Genomic DNA, 18962 nt, shown 5'->3' on the forward strand with positions numbered 1-18962 from the left:
TGCAGTGTCCATCATTGGGCGTTGGTCGGGTTCCTGCAGCAGTATGGCCTGCTGGTCCCCTTGTGAAATTATTTGGCATTGTTGGGTCCGTCCTTGGACGGTCCGCCGGCAGCACTGCTGCCACCAGTACGCTTCTTGCTACTGGTGAGGCCGTGCATGTAGGACAGGTAAAATCCTCCGAGAGCTCCAAGCAGAGCGCCTGCGAGCACAATCCAGCGGGTATCCCACAGATTATCCAGACCCCACCCTATCAAACTCCAGACGATGATTCCGCCAATGATGTAGCTGAAGACGGCCATGCCATCGTTGTATCCGCTACCGCCATTTTGGGCGTCAGAAGTGGAGTTTCCGGGGGTTGAGGTGTTCTTAGGCATTGCTTTTCCCCTGGTCCGGCGTGGGGTCGTTGAAGATCTGGAGACGGGCCTTGCTGAAGCCGTACAGTTCGGCGGCCTGCCACAAAACGACGGCGGTGACAGCACCTATGAGGAACCATTGGCCATGCAGCCAATCAGGCCTGCCGATGACGAACAGCACGACGGCGAATCCGACAACCTTGACGAAGTACGTGGCTACAAACAGCCCGATCGCTCCGGATGGGTTCCGGCGGCCAACGAAGTGGCCTACCAGCAGGCTGATCCCAAAGAACAGCATCACCAGCAGGCCACCAAAAACAGTGGAGAGCATGCCCGCCTGACCGTTCAGGATGACAGCCGCTGCCGACGCAATTGCCAGGCCGGCTGCGGCAGCGAGGGCGCTCAGCTTCAGCAGCTTCAACCACAGCGAGGAAGTGGATCCGGAAACTCCAACGGGCCCGTTGCCGGACGTGCGTCCGGAATCGGCGTTGGAGGTCATGGAGATCCCAATCGTCGGTGCGTGCAGGCGGGAAGAGCTCGCGGCGAAAGACCGCACTTGAATTCTACACGAGATAGAAATATTTCAGAAAGCTACGTTGCGGTGTCGGTGTTGCTGCGCCGCAGGTATGGCCAGGCGGTCACAACCGCCATGGCCCCCGCTGCCAGGATGTCGATGGGCAGCACAATCTGCCATGGAAAAATCGCCAGGGCGAGGCCCCCGAAGGACAGCACCGCCGTCCATAGATAGAGCAGGATTACTGCCATCCGGTGCGAGTAGCCGATGTCCAGCAGCTTGTGGTGCAGATGGCCACGGTCCGCAGACCAGGGCGATTTGCCCCTTGCCGTCCGCCGTACCACCGCCATGCCAAAGTCCAGCAGCGGCAGGAAGACCACGGCGAACGGCAGGAGGATGGGGATGATCGTGGGAATACCGTTGGCGCGGTCGTAGAGGCCTGAGGTGATCTGGCCCGTGGAAACAATGCCTGCCGACGCCATGACAAGGCCGATCAGCATGGCCCCGGAATCCCCCATGAAGATCTTGGACGGGAACCAGTTGTGGGGCAGGAAGCCGACGCAGCTGCCAACAAGCACTGCCGTAAGCAGCGTGGCGAGGTCGGATCTGTCCAGGATGATGGCGGTGCGGTGCACCCAATAAGCGGTGAGGAAGAACGCCGATCCGCCAATAATGGCCACCCCGGCTGCCAGGCCATCCAGTCCGTCAATGAAGTTGAACGCGTTCATGGTGGTGACAATCAGGAATGCCGTCAATACGATGCTGACGGTCTCGTTCTCCAGGTACACAGGCTCCGGTACGAACGGCACGATCGTCATTCGGACGCCCCAGACTGCCACGATCAGGGCCGCCGCAACCTGGCCGATCAGCTTGACCCACCACCGCAGATCCACCAGGTCATCCACCATGCCCACCAGGACAATGACTCCGGCGCCGGCGAGGACGCCCCACGGGGCGAAGTTGCTGCGGTAGATGTCCTGCACGAAGAACGATTGGCTGGCAACAATCAACGCCACCAGGACACCCAGGAAGATGGCGACGCCGCCCAGCCTGGATACGGGTGTGGAATGCATGTCACGGCTGCGGATGGGCAGGAACAGTTGAAGGCGGTTTCCGACGAGCCGCGCCCCCCACGTCGCGGTATAGGAAACGACGGCGGCAGTCAGCGCCATCAGCAAGTACATGATCATGTGCTTGGCCTGGGTGTTCGTGTGGAAGGTTGGATTGAAAATCTCCGTCGCCGGGCTCACAGCAGGCAGTGCGAGGTGCCAAACAGGGCTGTATTACAGTGGACTCTAGTCAAGATACTAGCGCCACGGGCCTTCCCCCTCCGCGCCACACTGCCCTCCGGAAATCTCCCGGCGGGACTCTGAAGGGAAATCATGCAGAACCCGGTCGCAGTTGCAGCCGTCACTTTCGACCGGCCAGCCGAGTTGTCCACCCTGCTTGATGCCATCAACGCCCAGACCGCGCCCGTGGAGACTATCTGCCTCGTGGACAGCGGAACCACGCCCGCCAGGGACGTGGCAGCACAACACCCCAACGTCGACTATGTGCGCTCCGAGGCCAACCTTGGCGGGGCCGGCGGCTTCTCCCTGGCAGCGCTGAAGGCCGTGGCCAGCGGCGCGCGCTGGATCTGGATGATGGACGACGACGCCGAGCCCGCCGATCCGGAATGCCTCGCCACGCTCCTCCGCGAAGCCGAGGCGCGGGACCTCGAGGCCGTGCTGCCGCTGGTTGTTGCACCCGGCCACCCGGACCGGCTGTCCTTCTTCTTCCGGCTGGACGGAAAGGTCACCCACAGCCGTGCCGCCGTCGAAAGCCTTGGTTTCCTGCCCAACGACGGGCACTTCTTCAACGGAGCGCTGATCCGGTCCGACGTCTTCTTCAAGGTGGGCCTTCCGGACATGAGGCTGTTCATCCGTGGTGACGAGGTGGACTTCACGCTCCGCCTCCGGCAGGCAGGCGTCCGTTTTGGCACTGTCACCACCACGGCCATCACCCACCCGCACGCTTTTGCCGAAACGCAGCACGTATTTGGCGCCCGCTGGCATGTAATCGTCCCGGAGTCAGCCTTCAAGCGCTTCTACTATTACCGGAACCGCGGCTACATGATCCGCCGCTACTTCCGCGTGAAGTCCTTCGTGGCCGACGTCGGCGGGTACCTTGGCTACTTCCTCAAGCGGGGCGACTTCAAGGGATTGTCCGAATGGGCATCGGCCTTCAGCAAGGGCCTGCGGGGTAAGGGCTTCGCCCCCCTGGAAGACCAGAACTTCTAGGACCCACGGAGCGGTTCCCGCCGTCGTCAGCCCCTGCGCAACCGCCGCCTGGCCAGGAGTCCCAGCAGCACCCAGGGCTCGCCGAACACCCGGTAGGCAACCCGCCCCGGATGAAGCGCCAGGCGCCAGGCCCATTCCAGGCCCAGCCGGCCCAGCCATCGCGGCGCAAGTTTCTGCACGCCTGCGAGCTGCTCAATGGCGCCACCCACGGTGCAGTACGTTGCAGGTGGAAGGGTGGGCAGCCAGCGCTGCAGCACTTCTTCCTGCAGGGGCATTCCCAGCCCCAGGAAAACCAGTTGGGGACGCAGGGTTTTCAACTGACCGGACGCCGCCGCTTCGAGCGCATCGTTCCAGCCCTCCCCCGGAATTCCGTGGATTTCCGCACCCGGGACAATCTCCTGAAGCCGGCGCACCGCACCGGCATTGGCATCAGCTCCAGCGCCTATCACTGCGATCCGCTGGAGCCCCTTCAATGTTCCCAGGGCTGGAATCCAGTCCGTGGAACCAAGCCGGTAATCCGTGGCCGGCCGGTCCAGTTTCCGGCCGCGGCACCACAGCCACAGCACCGGGGCGCCATCAATGAGCACAACGTCGGCACGGTCATAGAACGCCCGGAACCGCTGGTCCGAATGGCAAAGTGTCACACTGTGCAGGTTGTGCCCCACCACCACGCGCCGCACGCCGTCGTCTACAAATCCCTGCAGTACGTCCATCAGGCCGTCAACGGCGAGCGGCGTGGCATCAACGTCAAGGACGGGAACTGCCTGCCGCTTCAGGCTCATGTGGTGCGGGGTTCCGAATCAGCGGGGTCATCGGCCTCTGATGCGGGGTCGGTGGGGGCAATCTCCGCCCCGGTTTCCGCCTCGGGTTCCCCCGCCGCTGGCTCCTGGAGCCCGGATTCCCGTGCCTCGGGAACCTCGTTGATGCCGAGGATTTCCGGGACAACCTCACGCAGCCGTTCGAGGCTGATGGCGCCTTCGCGGACCACCCGCATGGGATTGGCTGTGGCGTCAACGATGGTTGAGGCCAGGGCCTCGGAACCACTGGCCGGCCGTTCCCCGCCTTCCAGGTAGACCTCAACGGATTCAGCAAGCTGGCCGTAGGCCTCGGCCGCAGTACGCGCGGCGGGCTGGCCGGTCCGGTTGGCCGAGGACACAGCCAGGGGCCCGGTCAGGGTGAGGACCTCCAGGGCAATGTCGTCATCGGGCATACGGAGCGCAACCGTGCCCTTGGTCTCGCCAAGGTCCCAGTCCAGTGACGGCTGGGCGTGCAGGATCATGGTCAGCCCGCCCGGCCAGAACTTTTCGGCAAGGCGGCGGGCCTCGGCAGGAATGTCCGTGGCCAGGCCGTCCAGGGCGTTCAACCTGGGAATCAGGACCGGCGGCGGCATCTGCCGGCCGCGCCCCTTGGAGACCAGGAGCATGGTCACCGCTTGCGGCGAAAAGGCGTCAGCGGCGATTCCATAAACGGTGTCAGTGGGAAAGACAATGCATTTCTTTTCCGCAATGGCCCGCTGGGCATGCTCCAGTGCGTTGGCCCGTTGATCTTCGGAAGTACAGTCGTAGCTCGTGGTCACTGGCCTATTCTTTCATCACTTTCGGGGAAATCCCGGCCACTCCTGATGCAGGGCCTGTCACAAGGAACGCGCTGGTGGCGCGGTCGCGGCCGTTGAGGTCCTGGTGGGTTGTGATGGAGGCCCAGCAACCCGCCCGGTCTAGCATTGACGCAATCCACCCGGCCTGCACTTCGGCATGTTCCATCACAAAGTAGCCGCCATCCACCAAGAGGCGCGCGGCCGAGGCTGCAGCCGCCGTCGGGAGTTCCATGCCGTCCGCTCCCCCGCCATACAGGGCTTCCGGCGGATCATGCAGTGCCACTTCAGGTTCGATGGGAATGGCCGCCGCGGGAATGTACGGCGGGTTGGAAATGACGACGTCGAACGTACCGTTCAGCTCAGGCAGGGCGTTCCGCAGGTCCCCGAGTACCAGATGGACACCCAGCGGTTCCAGGTTCCTTGCCGCCCAGGCATGGGCGAAGGGGCTGTATTCCACGGCGTGGACTTCCGCGTCTGGTACCTCGTGCGCGATTGACCCGGCAATGGCCCCGGAGCCGGTGCCAAGATCGACCACCTTTGGCTTGGCCACGCCCTTCACATGGTCGATCACCAGCTGCACCACTGATTCAGTCTCCGGCCGGGGAACAAAAACGCCAGGCCCAACGGAGAGCTCCAGGTAACGGAAGTGTGCAACCCCGGTGATGTGCTGGAGCGGGGTGCGCTGCGCCCGCTCTGCCACCAGTTCCGCGTATCCCTCGGGCGCCTTCGCGTTTCCGAGCATCCGCGCCCGCAGCTCGCCGAGTCCGATACCAAGCAAGTGGGCGGCGAGGAGTTCGGCATCGACCTTCGGGCTGGGAACACCGGCTTCCTGCAATACGGCTGCAGCTTCCCGTACCGCTCCGTCCAGGTCCTGGTTGGCCACTGGACTACTCGCCAATGGCGTCGAGACGCGCCTGTTCGTCCATTTCGATTGCCGACTGGATCACCGGTTCCAGGTCCCCGTTCATAACCTGGTCCAGGTTGTACGCCTTGTACCCGGTGCGGTGGTCCGCGATGCGGTTTTCCGGGTAGTTGTAGGTCCGGATGCGCTCGGAACGGTCCATGGTGCGGATCTGCGACTTACGCGCCGCGGAGTTCTCGGCGTCGATCTGTTCCTGCTGGTGGGCCAGGATACGTGCACGCAGGACGCGCATGCCGGCTTCGCGGTTCTGCAGCTGCGACTTCTCGTTCTGCATGGCCACCACAATGCCCGTGGGCAGGTGGGTAATGCGGACAGCGGAGTCGGTGGTGTTAACCGACTGGCCACCAGGACCCGAAGAGCGGTAGACGTCGATCTTGAGGTCGTTCTGGTTGATTTCCAGCTCTTCAGGCTCATCAACCTCAGGCAGCACCAGCACGCCTGCAGCTGATGTATGGATGCGGCCCTGCGACTCCGTCACGGGAACGCGCTGCACGCGGTGCACTCCGCCTTCGAACTTCAACCGGGCATAGACACCCTCGGCGGGATCGTTCGAGTTGCCCTTGACGGCAACCTGGACGTCCTTGTACCCGCCAAGATCGGACTCCGTGGCGGAAATGATCTCCGTCTTCCAGCCACGGGATTCCGCGTACCGGGTGTACATGCGCAGCAGGTCACCGGCAAAGAGCGCAGCCTCATCGCCGCCTTCACCGCCCTTGACCTCGAGGATCACATTGCGTGCGTCATCAGGGTCCCGGGGAATCAGCAGCCGGCGAAGCTTCGCAGCAGCAGTCTCGAGCGACGCCTCAAGTTCAGGAACCTCGGCAGCGAACTCGGGATCCTCGGCAGCCATTTCCTTGGCAGCTGCAAGGTCATCCCGAAGCCCCTCCCACCGGTGGTAGGCCTCAACAATGCCGTTAAGCTGGGCAGACCGCCGCCCCAGCTTCCGGGCCAGCCGCTGGTCAGCATAAACAGCAGGATCACCAAGCTGCGCCTGAATAGCATCATGCTCATCAAGCAGGCCCTGTACGGACTCAAACATTTCTCAAACCTCTTTCGACTTGATGCCAAGTCTAGTAATGCAACACGGTGACTTAACGACGTACCGCTCAAAATATGCCGGCCAGGGAGTGGCTTCGGGCCTGCCGGAGCCGGGTGGCTTGGGATCGTAGATCCAAAGCCACCCGGCGTAGGGGCGGGGCCGGCATATTTTGAGCGGTGAGCTCAGCTATTTGTCGTTATCGGACTTCGCGCCAAGCGTGGTCTTCTGAACCTGCATGAGGAACTCGACGTTGCTTTGGGTTTCCCGGATCTTGTTGGTGAGCAGTTCAAGGCTCTGCTGGGTTTCGAGTCCGGAGAGGACGCGGCGCAGCTTCCACATGATCTTGACTTCCTCGGGGGAAAGCAGGTTCTCCTCGCGGCGGGTGCCGGATGCGTTGACGTCGACTGCCGGGAAGATGCGCTTGTCGGCCAGCTGGCGGGACAGGCGCAGTTCCATGTTGCCGGTGCCCTTGAACTCTTCAAAGATGACCTCGTCCATCTTGGATCCGGTCTCAACGAGTGCCGTGGCCAGGATGGTGAGGGAGCCGCCGTTTTCGATGTTGCGGGCGGCGCCGAAGAAGCGCTTGGGCGGGTAGAGAGCGGCGGAGTCCACACCACCGGACAGGATGCGGCCGGAGGCCGGTGCTGCCAGGTTGTAGGCGCGGCCCAGGCGGGTCATGGAGTCCAGGAGGACCACCACGTCCATGCCCATCTCGACGAGGCGCTTGGCGCGTTCGATCGAGAGTTCGGCCACGGTGGTGTGGTCATCTGCGGGGCGGTCGAAGGTGGAGGCAATGACCTCGCCCTTGACGGTGCGCTGCATGTCCGTGACTTCTTCAGGGCGTTCGTCAACGAGCACCATCATGAGGTGGACCTCAGGATTGTTGGTGGTGATGGCGTTGGCGATGGACTGCAGGATGAGCGTCTTACCGGCCTTGGGCGGGGAGACGATCAGGCCACGCTGGCCCTTGCCGATCGGGGCCACTAGGTCGATAACACGGGGCCCGATCTTCTTGGGGTCGGTTTCGAGGCGCAGGCGCTCCGACGGGTACAGCGGGACCAGCTTGGCGAATTCGACGCGGTCCTTGAGCTCTTCGGGCGTCTTGCCGTTGACCGAGGTGACGCGGACCAGGGCGTTGAACTTCTGGCGTGCGGACTGCTGGCTGCGGTCTTCGCCTTCGCGGGGTGCACGGATGGCGCCAACAACGGCGTCGCCCTTGCGGAGGTTGTACTTCTTGACCTGAGCCAGGGAGACGTAGACGTCGTTCGGGCCGGGCAGGTAACCGGAGGTCCGGATGAACGCGTAGTTCTCCAGGACGTCCAGGATGCCTGCTACGGGCAGAAGCACGTCATCTTCGGTGACCTCGACGTCGTCGACGTCGGGTCCCTGGTTGCGTCCGCGGCGGCGGTCGTTGCGGTCGCGGAAGCGGTCGTTGCGGGAGTTGCCGTCGCGGTTGTCGCGATCCTGGCCGCCCGAACGGTCGTTGCGGTCGTTACGGTCCCGGCGGTTGCGGCGGTTCCGGCGGCTGCCGGTGTCGGTGTCGTCCTGGGTGTTGCCGGCGTTGCGGTTGTCTGCGTTGCGGTTATCACCACGGTTGTCGGCGCGGTCACCGGAGCGGTCTTCCCGACGGTCACCGTTGTCGGCGGAGCCGGCGTTGCGGTTCCGGTTGTTGTCGCGGCGGTCGCTGCGCTGGCCCTGCTCACCGTCTTCGGTGCGCGGCTCTGCAGCGCGCTGGTCCGCTGCTGCTTCCGGAGCTGCTGCTTCCTCGGTGGTTGCGGCAGCTTCACCACGGCGGCGGTTGCGGGTGCGGGGCTGGCGGCGTTCGGTGCCGGCCTCTGCGGGGGCCTGTTCAACGGCTGCGGCAGGAGCTGATGCAGCGGTCTCGACGGCGGCTGCCGGGGCTTCGCCGGCCTCGGTGCCGGCGGGAGCCGAAGCGGCACCTGCGGCGACAACGCCGTCACTTCCGGCGCGGCGGCTGCGGCCACGGGTACGGGCCCGGGGGTCAGCAGCCGGCGCTTCGGCTGCTGCGGCTGCTTCGGGAGCGTTTTTCTCCGGTGCAGCGGCAGGAGCCTTCGAAGCTTCAGTCTTGGGTGCCGCAGCGGCCTTGGCAGGCGCCTCGGCCTTTACGGCGGGGGTGCCGGCGCGGTGGGCGGAAATGGCCGTGACCAGATCGCCCTTACGCATGCGGGAACCGCCTGAAATGCCCAGCTGGCTGGCAAGTGCCTGCAGCTGTGCGAGCTTCAGGCCGGCAAGGCCGCTGCTCTTTGCGGGTGCAGCCGTTGCAGCGGCGGCAGAAGATGATGTTTCCACAGCTGGAGACAGCTCAGTGGTTTCGGTCACGAAGGATCCTTCCCCCTCGACGGCGTCCAGACTGGGAGCTGGACGCGGTGATTTGATCTGGGCCGCAGTTCAGATCTGCGGCCACGGTTCGACGGAACTGGCGGCCAGGGCCAGGACAGCCTGATACTGATTCACCTCGCTCCGAAAATGGGCGGAGCGGCGGCTGACGGTTCACGGGCAGGAAGTGATGATCTGCGGGTTCCTGCGTCAGACCAAGCAGGCGGCACCGGAAACTATTGCGCAGTAGGAGAATTAAGAGGCAACAATGGCCAACATCCAGTACGGAATTACCGCCGGTGCACTTCCACTTTAGCACCTTCAACGTCCACTGCCAGCTTCATCACTCGCCATCCGACTTCCGGCGTGTTGGCGGCAGTAAAGCCGGCGATGAAGTCCACCGCACTGTCCGCGTCCGTGGCGCCGTTGGCCAGCACGAGGACCGTGGGCCCGGCGCCGGACACTACGGCTGCATGTCCCGCCGCCCGAAGCGCTGAAATCAGCCTGGCGCTGGGAAGCATGGCTTCCGCGCGGTAGCTCTGGTGCAGGTAGTCCTCAGTGCCGGGAAGCAGGAAACCCGGCTGCGCTGTGAGGGCGTGGATCAACAGCGCTGCGCGTCCGGAGTTCATGGCGGCAGCGTGGTGCCCCACTGATGCCGGGAGCAGCGCCCGCGCAGCTTCCGTGGCAAGTTCGTAGTCAGGAACCGCGACGACGGGAATGACCTCGGGAGCGACCCTTACAGCCGTGCTGCTGTACTGGTCACTGTCCTGCCATGACAGCGCCAGTCCGCCGAAAATGGCAGGCGCCACGTTGTCCGGGTGACCTTCCATTTCGCTGGTCACCTGCAGGATCCAGTCGCGGTCCCGACGGGATTGCCCGGGTACCAGCTCATTCGCTGCGGAAACTGCAGCAACAACAGCCGACGCCGACGATCCCAGCCCCCGGCCGTGCGGGTTGACGTTCTCGGCAGTGATCTTCAGCCCTGAACGCTGGAAGCCAAGGCGCGCGAAGGCATTATCCAGCGCGCGGACCACCAGGTGGCTGGCGTCCCGGGGCAGGGTCTCGGAGCCCTCGCCGGAGAGGTCAAACTCGAGCTCTCCGCCGTCGAGCGTTTCGACGGTGAGTACATCGTGCATTGCCAGGGCAAGGCCCAGGCTGTCATACCCGGGGCCGAGGTTCGCGCTGGTGGCCGGCACCCGGACAGTAACGCGCTGGCCGGCAGCAACAAGCGGGAGTTCTACCGACGTGGACATGGTTTCCAACGCTATTTGTCTTCCAGTCCCAGCTCGGCAGCAACAGTGACGACGTCGTTGGGCACTTTGACCGGCTGGACGTCGGAGCCGTCCTCCGTGCGCAGTGCCCACTGCGGGTCCTTGAGCCCGTGGCCGGTAACCGTAATGACGATCGTCTTGCCCGTGGGCACTTCACCGGCGGCGTGCTTCTTGATCAGGCCTGCGACTCCGGCGGCGGAGCCGGGTTCCACAAAGACGCCTTCGCGGGCCGAAAGCCAGCGGTGCGCAGCAAGGATTTCGTCGTCGGTAACGGCCTCGATCAGGCCGCCGGATTCGTCGCGCGCTGCAACGGCTCCATCCCAAGATGCCGGGTTCCCGATGCGGATGGCGGTGGCGATGGTGTCAGGCTCCGTGATGGGGTGTCCGGCCACAAAAGGTGCGGCACCGGCAGCCTGGAACCCCCACATGATGGGCGTCTTCGTCGACACGGCCGGCAGGGTGCCGGCGGTGTCGGACTCGAACGGCGCTGAATACTCCTTGTAACCCTTCCAGTAAGCCGTGATGTTTCCGGCGTTGCCTACGGGAAGGACGTGGATGTCCGGGGCATCGCCCAGGGAATCGACGACTTCGAAGGCACCGGTCTTCTGGCCTTCGATACGGGCAGGATTGACGGAGTTGACCAGGAAGACCGGGTAGGACTCCCCCAGCTTGCGCGCGATGTCCAGGCAGTTGTCGAAGTTGCCGTCCACCTGCAGCAAGGTGGCGCCGTGGGCGATCGCCTGGCTGAGCTTGCCCATGGAGATTTTGCCCTCGGGGACCAGCACAGCGCACTTCAGCCCGGCGGCCGTCGCATAAGCGGCGGCCGAAGCTGACGTGTTGCCGGTGGAGGCACACACCACGGCCTTGGCGCCGGCGGCGACTGCAGCCGTCATGGCCATGGTCATGCCACGGTCCTTGAAGGAGCCCGTGGGATTCATGCCTTCCACCTTGAGGTACACGGTGGAGCCGGTCAGTTCCGACAGCTTCTGTGCGTGGACCAGCGGGGTGCCACCTTCACCCAGGGTGATGACCTTGGTGGATTCGTTAACGGGCAAGCGGTCGGCGTATTCGCGGACAACACCGCGCCATTGGTGAGCCACTTAGACTCCTTCTACCCGAAGAACGGATGTAACAGAATTGATGACGTCCAGGCCCTTTACGGCCTCGACGGTGGCCGCAAGTGCGGCCTCGGTTGCGCGGTGCGTGACAATGCGCAGCTCCGCAGTTTCCGCCTGGGTCTGCGGGTCCCGGTGGATGGTCTGGCGCATGATTTCGATGGACACCCCATGTTCGGCGAACAGCTGGGCGATCCGTGCGAGGACGCCGGGCTGGTCCGCCACGTCCAGGCCGATGTAGTAGCTGGTGTTGACGGCGTCAATCCCCAAAGCGGGGACCTGGCCGGTGGTGGTCTCGGTCCGGCCGGGGCCACCAAGGACCAGCCGGCGTGCGGCGGAGACGAGGTCTCCGAGGACAGCCGAAGCAGTGGGCGTGCCACCCGCTCCCTGGCCATAGAACATCAGCTCGCCGGCGTTCTCGGCTTCGACAAACACAGCATTGAAGGCGCCGCGGACGGCAGCGAGGGGATGTTCGCGGGGAAGCAGCGTGGGGTGCACGCGGACGGAAACGCCCTCGGCGCCCTCCCCGCCCTGGGCATCAGTGAGCTTCTCCGCGATGGCCAGCAGCTTGATGACAAAGCCCGCATCCTTGGCGGCTGCAATGTCAGCGGCGCTGACTGAAGTGATTCCCTCGCAGTGGACGTTCTCCAGAGCGAAACGCGTATGGAAGGACAGCGAGGCCAGGATGGCTGCCTTGGCGGCGGCGTCGTGGCCCTCGACGTCGGCGGTGGGGTCAGCTTCCGCGTAACCCAGGCGCTGCGCCTCGGCAAGGGCGTCGGCAAACTGCGCACCCGTGGAGTCCATCTGGTCCAGGATGAAGTTGGTGGTTCCGTTAACGATGCCCAGGACCCGGGTGATGTGGTCACCGGCCAGGCTGTCGCGGATGGGCCGCAGGATGGGAATGGCGCCCGCAACAGCGGCCTCGTAGGACAACTGGACGCCGGCCTTGTCCGCTGCCTCATAGAGCGACGGGCCGTCCTGCGCCAGCAGGGCCTTGTTCCCGGTGACAACGCAGGCGCCGTTTTCGACGGCGGCGAGGATGAGTGAACGGGCCGGCTCGATGCCGCCCATCAGCTCGATCACCAGGTCCGCTTCCTTGACCAGGGTGTCGGCGTCGGTGGTGAACAGATCCTTGGGAAGTTCGACGTCGCGCGGTGCATCGACGTTGCGCACGGCAATGCCGCGCAGTTCCAGCCGGGCCCCGGTCCGTGCGGCGAGGGCATCGGCGTCGTCAATCAGAATGCGCGCAACCTGGGCCCCTACGTTGCCACAGCCCAGCAGGGCCACCTTAAGGGTTTGCATCTCAGTCATTCAGGCTCCCATGTCGCGGTTGAGCAGGTCTTCTTCGGTTTCGCCGCGGACAATCAGCCGGGCGGCACCGTCGCGCACAGCGACGACGCCCGGCCGGGCCAGATAGTTGTAGTTGCTTGACAGGGCCCAGCAGTAGGCGCCGGTCCCCGGTACAGCAAGCAGATCACCGGCTGCCACGTCCTCGGGCAGATATACATCTCTAACAACTATGTCGCCGCTCTCGCAATGTTTGCCCACTACTCGGGATAGCGCGGGCACGGCGGCAGAAGTGCGGGAGGCCAGCACGGCCGAATAATCCGCGTCATACAGGACCGGGCGGGCGTTATCGCTCATGCCGCCATCCACTGACACATAGCGGCGCGGATACGTAACGTTGGCTGCGTCGCCGGCAGCGCTTACAGCCCCGTCAGCTGCTTCGGCATCGACACGCACGGTTTTACGGGTGCCTGCCTCATACAGCGTGAAGGTGGTGCTGCCAACGATCGCGCGGCCGGGCTCGATCGAGATCCGCGGCGGAACCAGTCCCAGCTCAGCACACGTGGAACGTACGACGGCGGCCATCGCCTGGGCGATTTCCGCAGGCGGGCGCGGGGTATCCACCGGGGTGTAGGCGATGCCGTAGCCGCCGCCAAGGTCCAGTTCGGGCAGCGTGATGCCGTATTTGTCCTGCATCACGGCCAGGAAGCGCAGCAGTTTCTCGGCGGCGACGGCAAAGCCGTCCGGTTCGAAGATCTGGGAGCCGATGTGGCAGTGCAGGCCCAGCAGTTCGATGCTGTCATAGGACGTAGCAGCCGCTACGGCTTCCTCAGCAGCTGACAGCCCGGCTTCCTCGGTGGAGTCCTCAGCCATGGAAAGGCCGAACTTCTGGTCTTCATGGGCCGTGGCAATAAATTCGTGGGTGTGTGCGTGCACTCCGGGAGTGAGCCGCAGCATGACCTTGGCCTTTTGGCCGCGGCTTGAAGCGATCTTGGCCACCCGCTCCAGCTCGTCCAGGCTGTCCACCACGATCCTGCCCAGGTTAAGGTCAAGTGCGCGGTTAATTTCGGCGTCGGACTTGTTGTTACCGTGCAGGCTGAGGTTTTCCCCAGGAATGCCGGCGCGCTCAGCCACTGCCATTTCCCCGCCGGAACAGGTATCCAGCCGGAGCCCTTCGTCCGCAACCCACCTGGCGACCGCCGTGCACAGGAACGACTTGCCCGCATAATAGACGTCCACTCCGCCGCAGATGTCCGCGAAGGCGTCATCGAAAGCATCCTTGAAGGACCTGGCGCGGGCCCGGAAGTCCGGCTCGCTCATCACGAACAGCGGCGTGCCGAATTCCTGCTTGAGGGCATCGACCGAGACGCCGTCCACCGTCAGGACGCCGTCGTTGTTCCGTTGCACCCCTGCAGCCCACATGGGTGCGTGCAGCGCGTTCAGGTCCGCAGGGAACTCAAGCCATTCCGGCGCCAGCGGTGACGCCGCCGGGTTGAAGTCGTTGGTGTTCACGGCCATCACATCCGTTCCGGCGCCGAGACGCCAAGCAGGTCCAGTCCGTTGGCCAGCACCTGGCTGGTGGCATCGTTGAGCCACAGGCGGGTGCGGTTGAGATCGGTGACGGGCTCTTCGCCCATGGGTGCAACGCGGCAGGCGTCATACCAGCGGTGGTATGCGCCGGCAATGAGTTCCAGGTGCCGGGCGATCCGGTGCGGCTCGCGGAGTTCCGCGGCCTTGGCAACGATCGAGGGGTAGCTGCCCAGGTAGGACAGCAGCTCATTTTCCGTCGCATGATCCAGCAGCGAAGCGTCGAACGCATCTTTCCCGTCAACGCTGCGCTCAACGCCCGCAGCCACTGCGTTACGCGCCGTGCCGCGCGAGCGGGCGTGCGCGTACTGGACGTAGAACACGGGGTTTTCGTTGCTGTGCTTCTTCAGCAGCTCAGGGTCCAGCGTCAGCGGGGAATCCGCAGGGAAGCGGGCCAGCGAATACCGCACGGCATCCTTGCCCAGCCAGGAAATGAGGTCCTTGAGCTCGATGATGTTTCCGGCGCGCTTGGACAGCTTGGCACCGTTGACGGAGACCAGCTGGCCGATCAGCACCTCGATGTTGACCTCCGGATCATCGCCGGCGCAGGCGGCAATGGCCTTGAGCCGGTTGATGTAGCCGTGGTGGTCCGCACCCAGCAGGTAGATCTTCTCCGTGAAGCCGCGGTCCTTCTTGGAAAGGTAGTACGCGGCGTCGGCGGCGAAGTACGTGGGCTCGCCGTTAGCGCGGATCATCACGCGGTCCTTGTCATCGCCAAAGTCCGTGGTGCGCAGCCACACGGCACCGCCATCGTCATAAACGTGCCCCTGCCCGCGGAGGCGTTCGACCGCGGATTCGATGGCGCCGGCGTCGTGCAGTTCCTTCTCGGAGAAGTAGACGTCGAAAACCACACCGAATTCGGCCAGGGTGCGCTTGATCTCTTCCATCTGGGCCTCATAGGCGGCGGCCCGGATAACGGGCAGGGCAGCCGCGTCCGTGAGTTCGCGGATGCCCGGATGGCGGGAAAGCACCGCATGGCCCAGTTCCGCGATGTACTCACCGGGGTACCCGCCGTCGGGCACCGGACGTCCGTGAAGGCGGGACAGCACCGAGTTGGCGAAAACGTTCATCTGCGAGCCGGCGTCGTTCATGTAGTACTCGGCCGTGACGTCCGCGCCGGAAGCACGCAGGACGCGGGCAATCGCATCGCCCAACGCAGCCCAGCGGGTATGCCCGATGTGCAGCGGCCCGGTGGGGTTGGCGGAGACGAACTCCATGTTGATCACGTGGCCCGCGAGCGCGGAGTTGCTGCCATAGGCGGCCCCGGCCTCGACGATCACCTTGGCCAGCGCGCCCGCGGTGGCAGCGTCTACGGTGATGTTGAGGAATCCCGGCCCGGCAATCTCAACCTGTTCGACGCCGTCGATCTGCCCCAGCCGGTCACTGAGCACCGTTGCCAGCTGCCGCGGGTTGGTTCCTGCCGGTTTGGCCAGCTGCAGCGCAATGTTCGTGGCCCAGTCGCCATGCTCGCGGTTCTTGGGTCGCTCCACCCGGACCTCATCCGGCAGCGCCGATGCGTCCAGCGCAATCTCGCCGGCGGCGACGGCATCTTTCAGGCAGGCGGATATGGCGAGGGAGAGTTCTTCGGGAGTCACGCTCCTAGACTACCGGCGCCCCCGCCACCGCGCGGAATCGCGCAGTAAACGGAGCTCCATTTCACAGGAGGCGCCAAGCCACTTCACAGCTTGGGCCATTACGCTGATAGTGACCAGTCCCCGTGTCCGCGCCTCCATGAAACGAGCCCCCATGAAATCAACAGTCCGACGCAGCGTTTTTGCCGGGATCGCCGGCCTGTCCCTCATGGGCACAGTTGCCGCCTGCGCACCGTCCGCTACTGAAGAAGCACCGGCCACATCGGAACCTGAGACCACCAGCGCGCCTGCCACGGGATCGTCCACGGCCGGGGGCTCCACGGGGTCCGTGTACAAGGATGGGACCTACAGCGCAGACGGGACCTACGTCTCCCCCAACGGGACCGAAACCGTGGGCGTGGAACTGACCATCGAATCGGACGCCGTGAAAGCCGTGGACATCACCACGCATCCGTCCAATCCCAACACCCAGAAGTTCCAGGGCGAGTTCGCAGGCGGAATCGCCGGCCAGATCGTGGGCAAGAAGATTGACGAACTGAACGTCTCCAAGGTGGCCGGCTCCTCCCTGACCAGCGGCGGCTTCAATGACGCCCTCCAGGAGATCAAGGCCGAAGCCAGCTAGAAATGGACGCCCTGCTGCCGCACGATTTCCATTTCGAGGCGATCGGTACGCAGTGGTGCATCAGCACGCCGGACCCGTTGTCTGCGGACCTTCGCTCTTCCCTGCTGGCCCGGGTTGGGGAATTCGACGCCACCTGGTCCCGTTTCCGTGACGACTCGATTGTGGCCGGGATGTCCCGGCACGGCGGCAGCTACTCCTTTCCGCCTGAAGCAGAGGTTCTGGGCCGGCTGTACCGGGACCTTCACCGGATAACGGACGGCGCGATGACACCGTTGATCGGGGCAAGCCTGGAGCGATTGGGGTACGACGCCGGCTACTCACTGAAGCCGGCAGGCGCTCCCCTCCCCGCGCTGGCGTGGGACGACGTACTGGATTGGGACGGCACCACACTGCGCACCCTCGCGCCGGTGGTGCTGGATATCGGGGCGGCCGGCAAGGGGCTGCTGGTGGACATCCTTGGCGGGCAACTGGAAGACGCGGGACTCTCCGCTTTCGTGGTCGACGGCAGCGGCGACCTCCTGGCCCGTGGTGCAGGCGTTGTCAGCGTAGGCCTGGAGCATCCCTACGACCCCACGCGGGCGATCGGCACCTTTCCCCTGCGGTCCGGTGCGCTGTGCGCGTCAGCGGCGAACCGCAGGGCCTGGGGTGACGGCTTCCATCACGTCCTTGATGCCACTACCGGGATGCCGGTTCGGACGGTGGTGGCCACCTGGGCCGCCGCGGAGACCGCCATGGTGGCTGATGCACTGGCCACCGCCTTGTTTTTTGCCCCCGGCGCACAGCTCGAGGAACAGTTTGAATTTTCCTGGCTTACCGTGTTTGCCGACGGAAGCGCTGCCCATTCACAGGGTTTTGAAGGGACACTGTTCTCATGAGCGAAACTGGAGCCCTCTCAGCCGTTCACCGCCCGGCGTTGAAGGCCCGCCTGGACACCGCCTTGGGAAAGTTCACGCAATACCGGCTGATCCTGCTGGTCCTCGCGGTGCTGGCCGTCTACAGCCTGGTCCTGAACGTCCTGGGCTGGCTGACGTTCGGCCTGCCGGAAATGCTGGCCCACCTGGCCCTGTGCGTGGGCCTCAGTTATCTTTCCAACCGCGTCCTAGCGGCGGTGTTCAGGGTCCAGCCGCATTCGGAATCCTCGTTGATCACCGGGCTGCTCCTGTATTTCCTGTTCTGGCCCACGTTCGCACCCCTGGATCTGGCCGGTGTTGCCATCGCCTGCGTCCTGGCCACCGCTTCCAAATATGCGCTGGCGTGGCGTGGCCGGCACATCTTCAATCCTGCTGCTGCGGGCGCTTTCCTGGCCGGGTTGACCGGCCTGAACATCGCTACATGGTGGGCCGCGACACCCGCCATGTTGTGGCTGCTGGTTCCGGGCGTCCTCCTGGTGGTTTACCGCACCGGCAAATGGGTGCTGGCCGGCACCTTCACGGCGGTGGCTGCTTTCTTTATCACGTGGCAGCTTGTTGACGCCGGGCTGAGCGCTGGCGCCGGCCTGTGGCAGGCCCTGGCACAGCGGCCGGTGCTCTTCTTCGTGGGCTTTATGCTGACGGAGCCCCTCACACTGCCACCCCGGCGCTGGCAGCAGCTGGTGGTGGCCGCCGTCGTTGGCCTGGCGTTTGTGTCCCACTACAACCTCGGCCTGTTCGCAAACTCCCCTGAGGCAGCGCTGCTGCTGGGCAACCTCCTGGCATTCCTCGTAGGCCAGCGCGGAGGGGTGCGCCTGCGCTTTACCGACGCCCGGCCACTGACCCCCAGCTCCACCGAATTCTCCTTCCGCGCCCTGCGTCCCGTCCGGTTCAAGCCGGGACAGTTCCTGGAACTGGACCTGCCACACCGGGACAGGGACGGAAAAGGCCGACGCCGGGTGTTCAGCCTGAGCAGTCCGCCCGGCAGCCGCCGGGTCACCATCGGCGTGGAGACATCGCCCCCTGTCTCCGCCGCCAAAGCGGCCCTGCTGGCCCTGGAACCCGGCCAGGTAGTGACGGCGACGTCCGTGGGTGGCGATTTCGTCCCGCCGAGGAACAGTTCGGCACCGGTGCTGCTGATCGCGGCCGGCATCGGCATTACCCCCTTTATGTCCCATCTGGCCGCACGGCAGGAATCGGACGGTGACACCGCGCTGCTGTATCTTGCCAAAAACGCATCGGAGCTCGCCTATGCCAGTGAGCTGGGCGCCCTGGGGATCCGCGTTGTGGCGCTGACGGCGGATGGGTCCGCGCCGCCGTCGTTTATGGAAGACGCCTCAAAGGTGCTCCGGGAGACCGGCAGCGGCCGTATGACCGGGAAAGCCTTGCAGGCCCTGTTCCCGGACATCGCGGAACGCCACGTCTACATTTCCGGTTCACCGCGGAGTGTCTCCTCCCTGCGGTCCGCCGCGCGGGAAGCGGGCGCCCGGCGCGTCCATAAGGATGTGTTCGCCGGGTACTGAGGACCTGCGTTTTTCATTG

Annotated in this window: 17 protein-coding genes; 4 read left to right on the forward strand and 13 right to left on the reverse strand. The window is 64.7% G+C overall.

Going from position 1 to position 18962, the window contains the following annotated elements; genetic code table 11:
• Nucleotides 1-68: 68 nt before the first annotated feature.
• From ACPJW8_RS12135 to ACPJW8_RS12145, 3 genes are all read right to left on the reverse strand, one after another.
• The gene (locus tag ACPJW8_RS12135; protein ID WP_330187739.1) at nt 69-374 is read right to left on the reverse strand and encodes a hypothetical protein; all 306 of its coding nucleotides are present in this window, start codon (nt 372-374) and stop codon (nt 69-71) included.
• Nucleotides 367-852 carry a hypothetical protein gene (locus ACPJW8_RS12140; RefSeq protein WP_330187738.1) on the reverse strand — a complete coding sequence of 162 codons (486 nt, stop codon included), beginning with the start codon at nt 850-852 and terminating at the stop codon, nt 367-369. The genes ACPJW8_RS12135 and ACPJW8_RS12140 overlap by 8 nt, the downstream gene beginning before the upstream one ends.
• A 92-nt stretch (nt 853-944) precedes the next feature.
• Nucleotides 945-2057, reverse strand: coding sequence for an MraY family glycosyltransferase (locus ACPJW8_RS12145; protein WP_330187737.1), 1113 nt, complete (start codon nt 2055-2057; stop codon nt 945-947).
• Between the two features lie 192 nt (nt 2058-2249).
• Between ACPJW8_RS12145 and ACPJW8_RS12150 the strand changes: the two genes are divergently transcribed.
• A complete protein-coding gene (locus ACPJW8_RS12150) occupies nt 2250-3146 on the forward strand; it encodes a glycosyltransferase (protein ID WP_330187736.1) in 897 nt (298 codons plus the stop codon).
• A 26-nt stretch (nt 3147-3172) separates the two neighbouring features.
• On the opposite strand, the gene ACPJW8_RS12155 is transcribed toward ACPJW8_RS12150, so the two are convergent.
• From ACPJW8_RS12155 to argS, 10 genes are all read right to left on the reverse strand, one after another.
• A complete protein-coding gene (locus tag ACPJW8_RS12155) occupies nt 3173-3928 on the reverse strand; it encodes a WecB/TagA/CpsF family glycosyltransferase (protein WP_330194107.1) in 756 nt (251 codons plus the stop codon).
• Entirely contained in the window at nt 3925-4722 is a 798-nt protein-coding gene (locus tag ACPJW8_RS12160) for an L-threonylcarbamoyladenylate synthase (protein ID WP_330187734.1), read from the reverse strand. Before ACPJW8_RS12160 ends, ACPJW8_RS12155 begins: the two co-directional genes overlap by 4 nt.
• A gap of 4 nt (nt 4723-4726) precedes the next feature.
• Nucleotides 4727-5623: a peptide chain release factor N(5)-glutamine methyltransferase gene (gene prmC / locus ACPJW8_RS12165; protein WP_330187733.1), complete on the reverse strand. Its 897-nt coding sequence runs from the start codon at nt 5621-5623 to the stop codon at nt 4727-4729.
• A 4-nt stretch (nt 5624-5627) separates the two neighbouring features.
• Nucleotides 5628-6701: a peptide chain release factor 1 gene (gene prfA, locus ACPJW8_RS12170; protein WP_330187732.1), complete on the reverse strand. Its 1074-nt coding sequence runs from the start codon at nt 6699-6701 to the stop codon at nt 5628-5630.
• Nucleotides 6702-6887: 186 nt separating this feature from the next.
• Entirely contained in the window at nt 6888-9041 is a 2154-nt protein-coding gene (rho, locus tag ACPJW8_RS12175; RefSeq protein ID WP_330187731.1) for a transcription termination factor Rho, read from the reverse strand.
• A gap of 287 nt (nt 9042-9328) precedes the next feature.
• Entirely contained in the window at nt 9329-10291 is a 963-nt protein-coding gene (gene thrB / locus ACPJW8_RS12180) for a homoserine kinase (RefSeq protein ID WP_425256342.1), read from the reverse strand.
• A gap of 11 nt (nt 10292-10302) precedes the next feature.
• Nucleotides 10303-11409, reverse strand: a complete 1107-nt coding sequence (thrC, locus tag ACPJW8_RS12185) for a threonine synthase (protein ID WP_330187729.1) — start codon at nt 11407-11409, stop codon at nt 10303-10305.
• Nucleotides 11410-12735 carry a homoserine dehydrogenase gene (locus ACPJW8_RS12190; RefSeq protein ID WP_330187728.1) on the reverse strand — a complete coding sequence of 442 codons (1326 nt, stop codon included), beginning with the start codon at nt 12733-12735 and terminating at the stop codon, nt 11410-11412.
• Nucleotides 12736-14229 (reverse strand): diaminopimelate decarboxylase, encoded by a 1494-nt coding sequence (gene lysA, locus ACPJW8_RS12195; protein ID WP_330187727.1) that lies wholly within the window; start codon nt 14227-14229, stop codon nt 12736-12738.
• Nucleotides 14229-15893, reverse strand: coding sequence for an arginine--tRNA ligase (gene argS / locus ACPJW8_RS12200; protein ID WP_330194106.1), 1665 nt, complete (start codon nt 15891-15893; stop codon nt 14229-14231). Before argS ends, lysA begins: the two co-directional genes overlap by 1 nt.
• A gap of 151 nt (nt 15894-16044) precedes the next feature.
• Between argS and ACPJW8_RS12205 the strand changes: the two genes are divergently transcribed.
• From ACPJW8_RS12205 to ACPJW8_RS12215, 3 genes are read left to right on the forward strand one after another with little or no spacing between them, the layout of a single operon-like run.
• Nucleotides 16045-16512: an FMN-binding protein gene (locus ACPJW8_RS12205; RefSeq protein WP_330187725.1), complete on the forward strand. Its 468-nt coding sequence runs from the start codon at nt 16045-16047 to the stop codon at nt 16510-16512.
• A 2-nt stretch (nt 16513-16514) separates the two neighbouring features.
• Nucleotides 16515-17387 (forward strand): FAD:protein FMN transferase, encoded by an 873-nt coding sequence (locus tag ACPJW8_RS12210; RefSeq protein WP_330187724.1) that lies wholly within the window; start codon nt 16515-16517, stop codon nt 17385-17387.
• Nucleotides 17384-18943 (forward strand): FAD-dependent oxidoreductase, encoded by a 1560-nt coding sequence (locus ACPJW8_RS12215; RefSeq protein WP_330187723.1) that lies wholly within the window; start codon nt 17384-17386, stop codon nt 18941-18943. Before ACPJW8_RS12210 ends, ACPJW8_RS12215 begins: the two co-directional genes overlap by 4 nt.
• Nucleotides 18944-18962 lie beyond the last annotated feature (19 nt).

Source organism: Pseudarthrobacter sp. J47 (assembly GCF_049810315.1).
Taxonomy (GTDB): Bacteria; Actinomycetota; Actinomycetes; order Actinomycetales; family Micrococcaceae; genus Arthrobacter.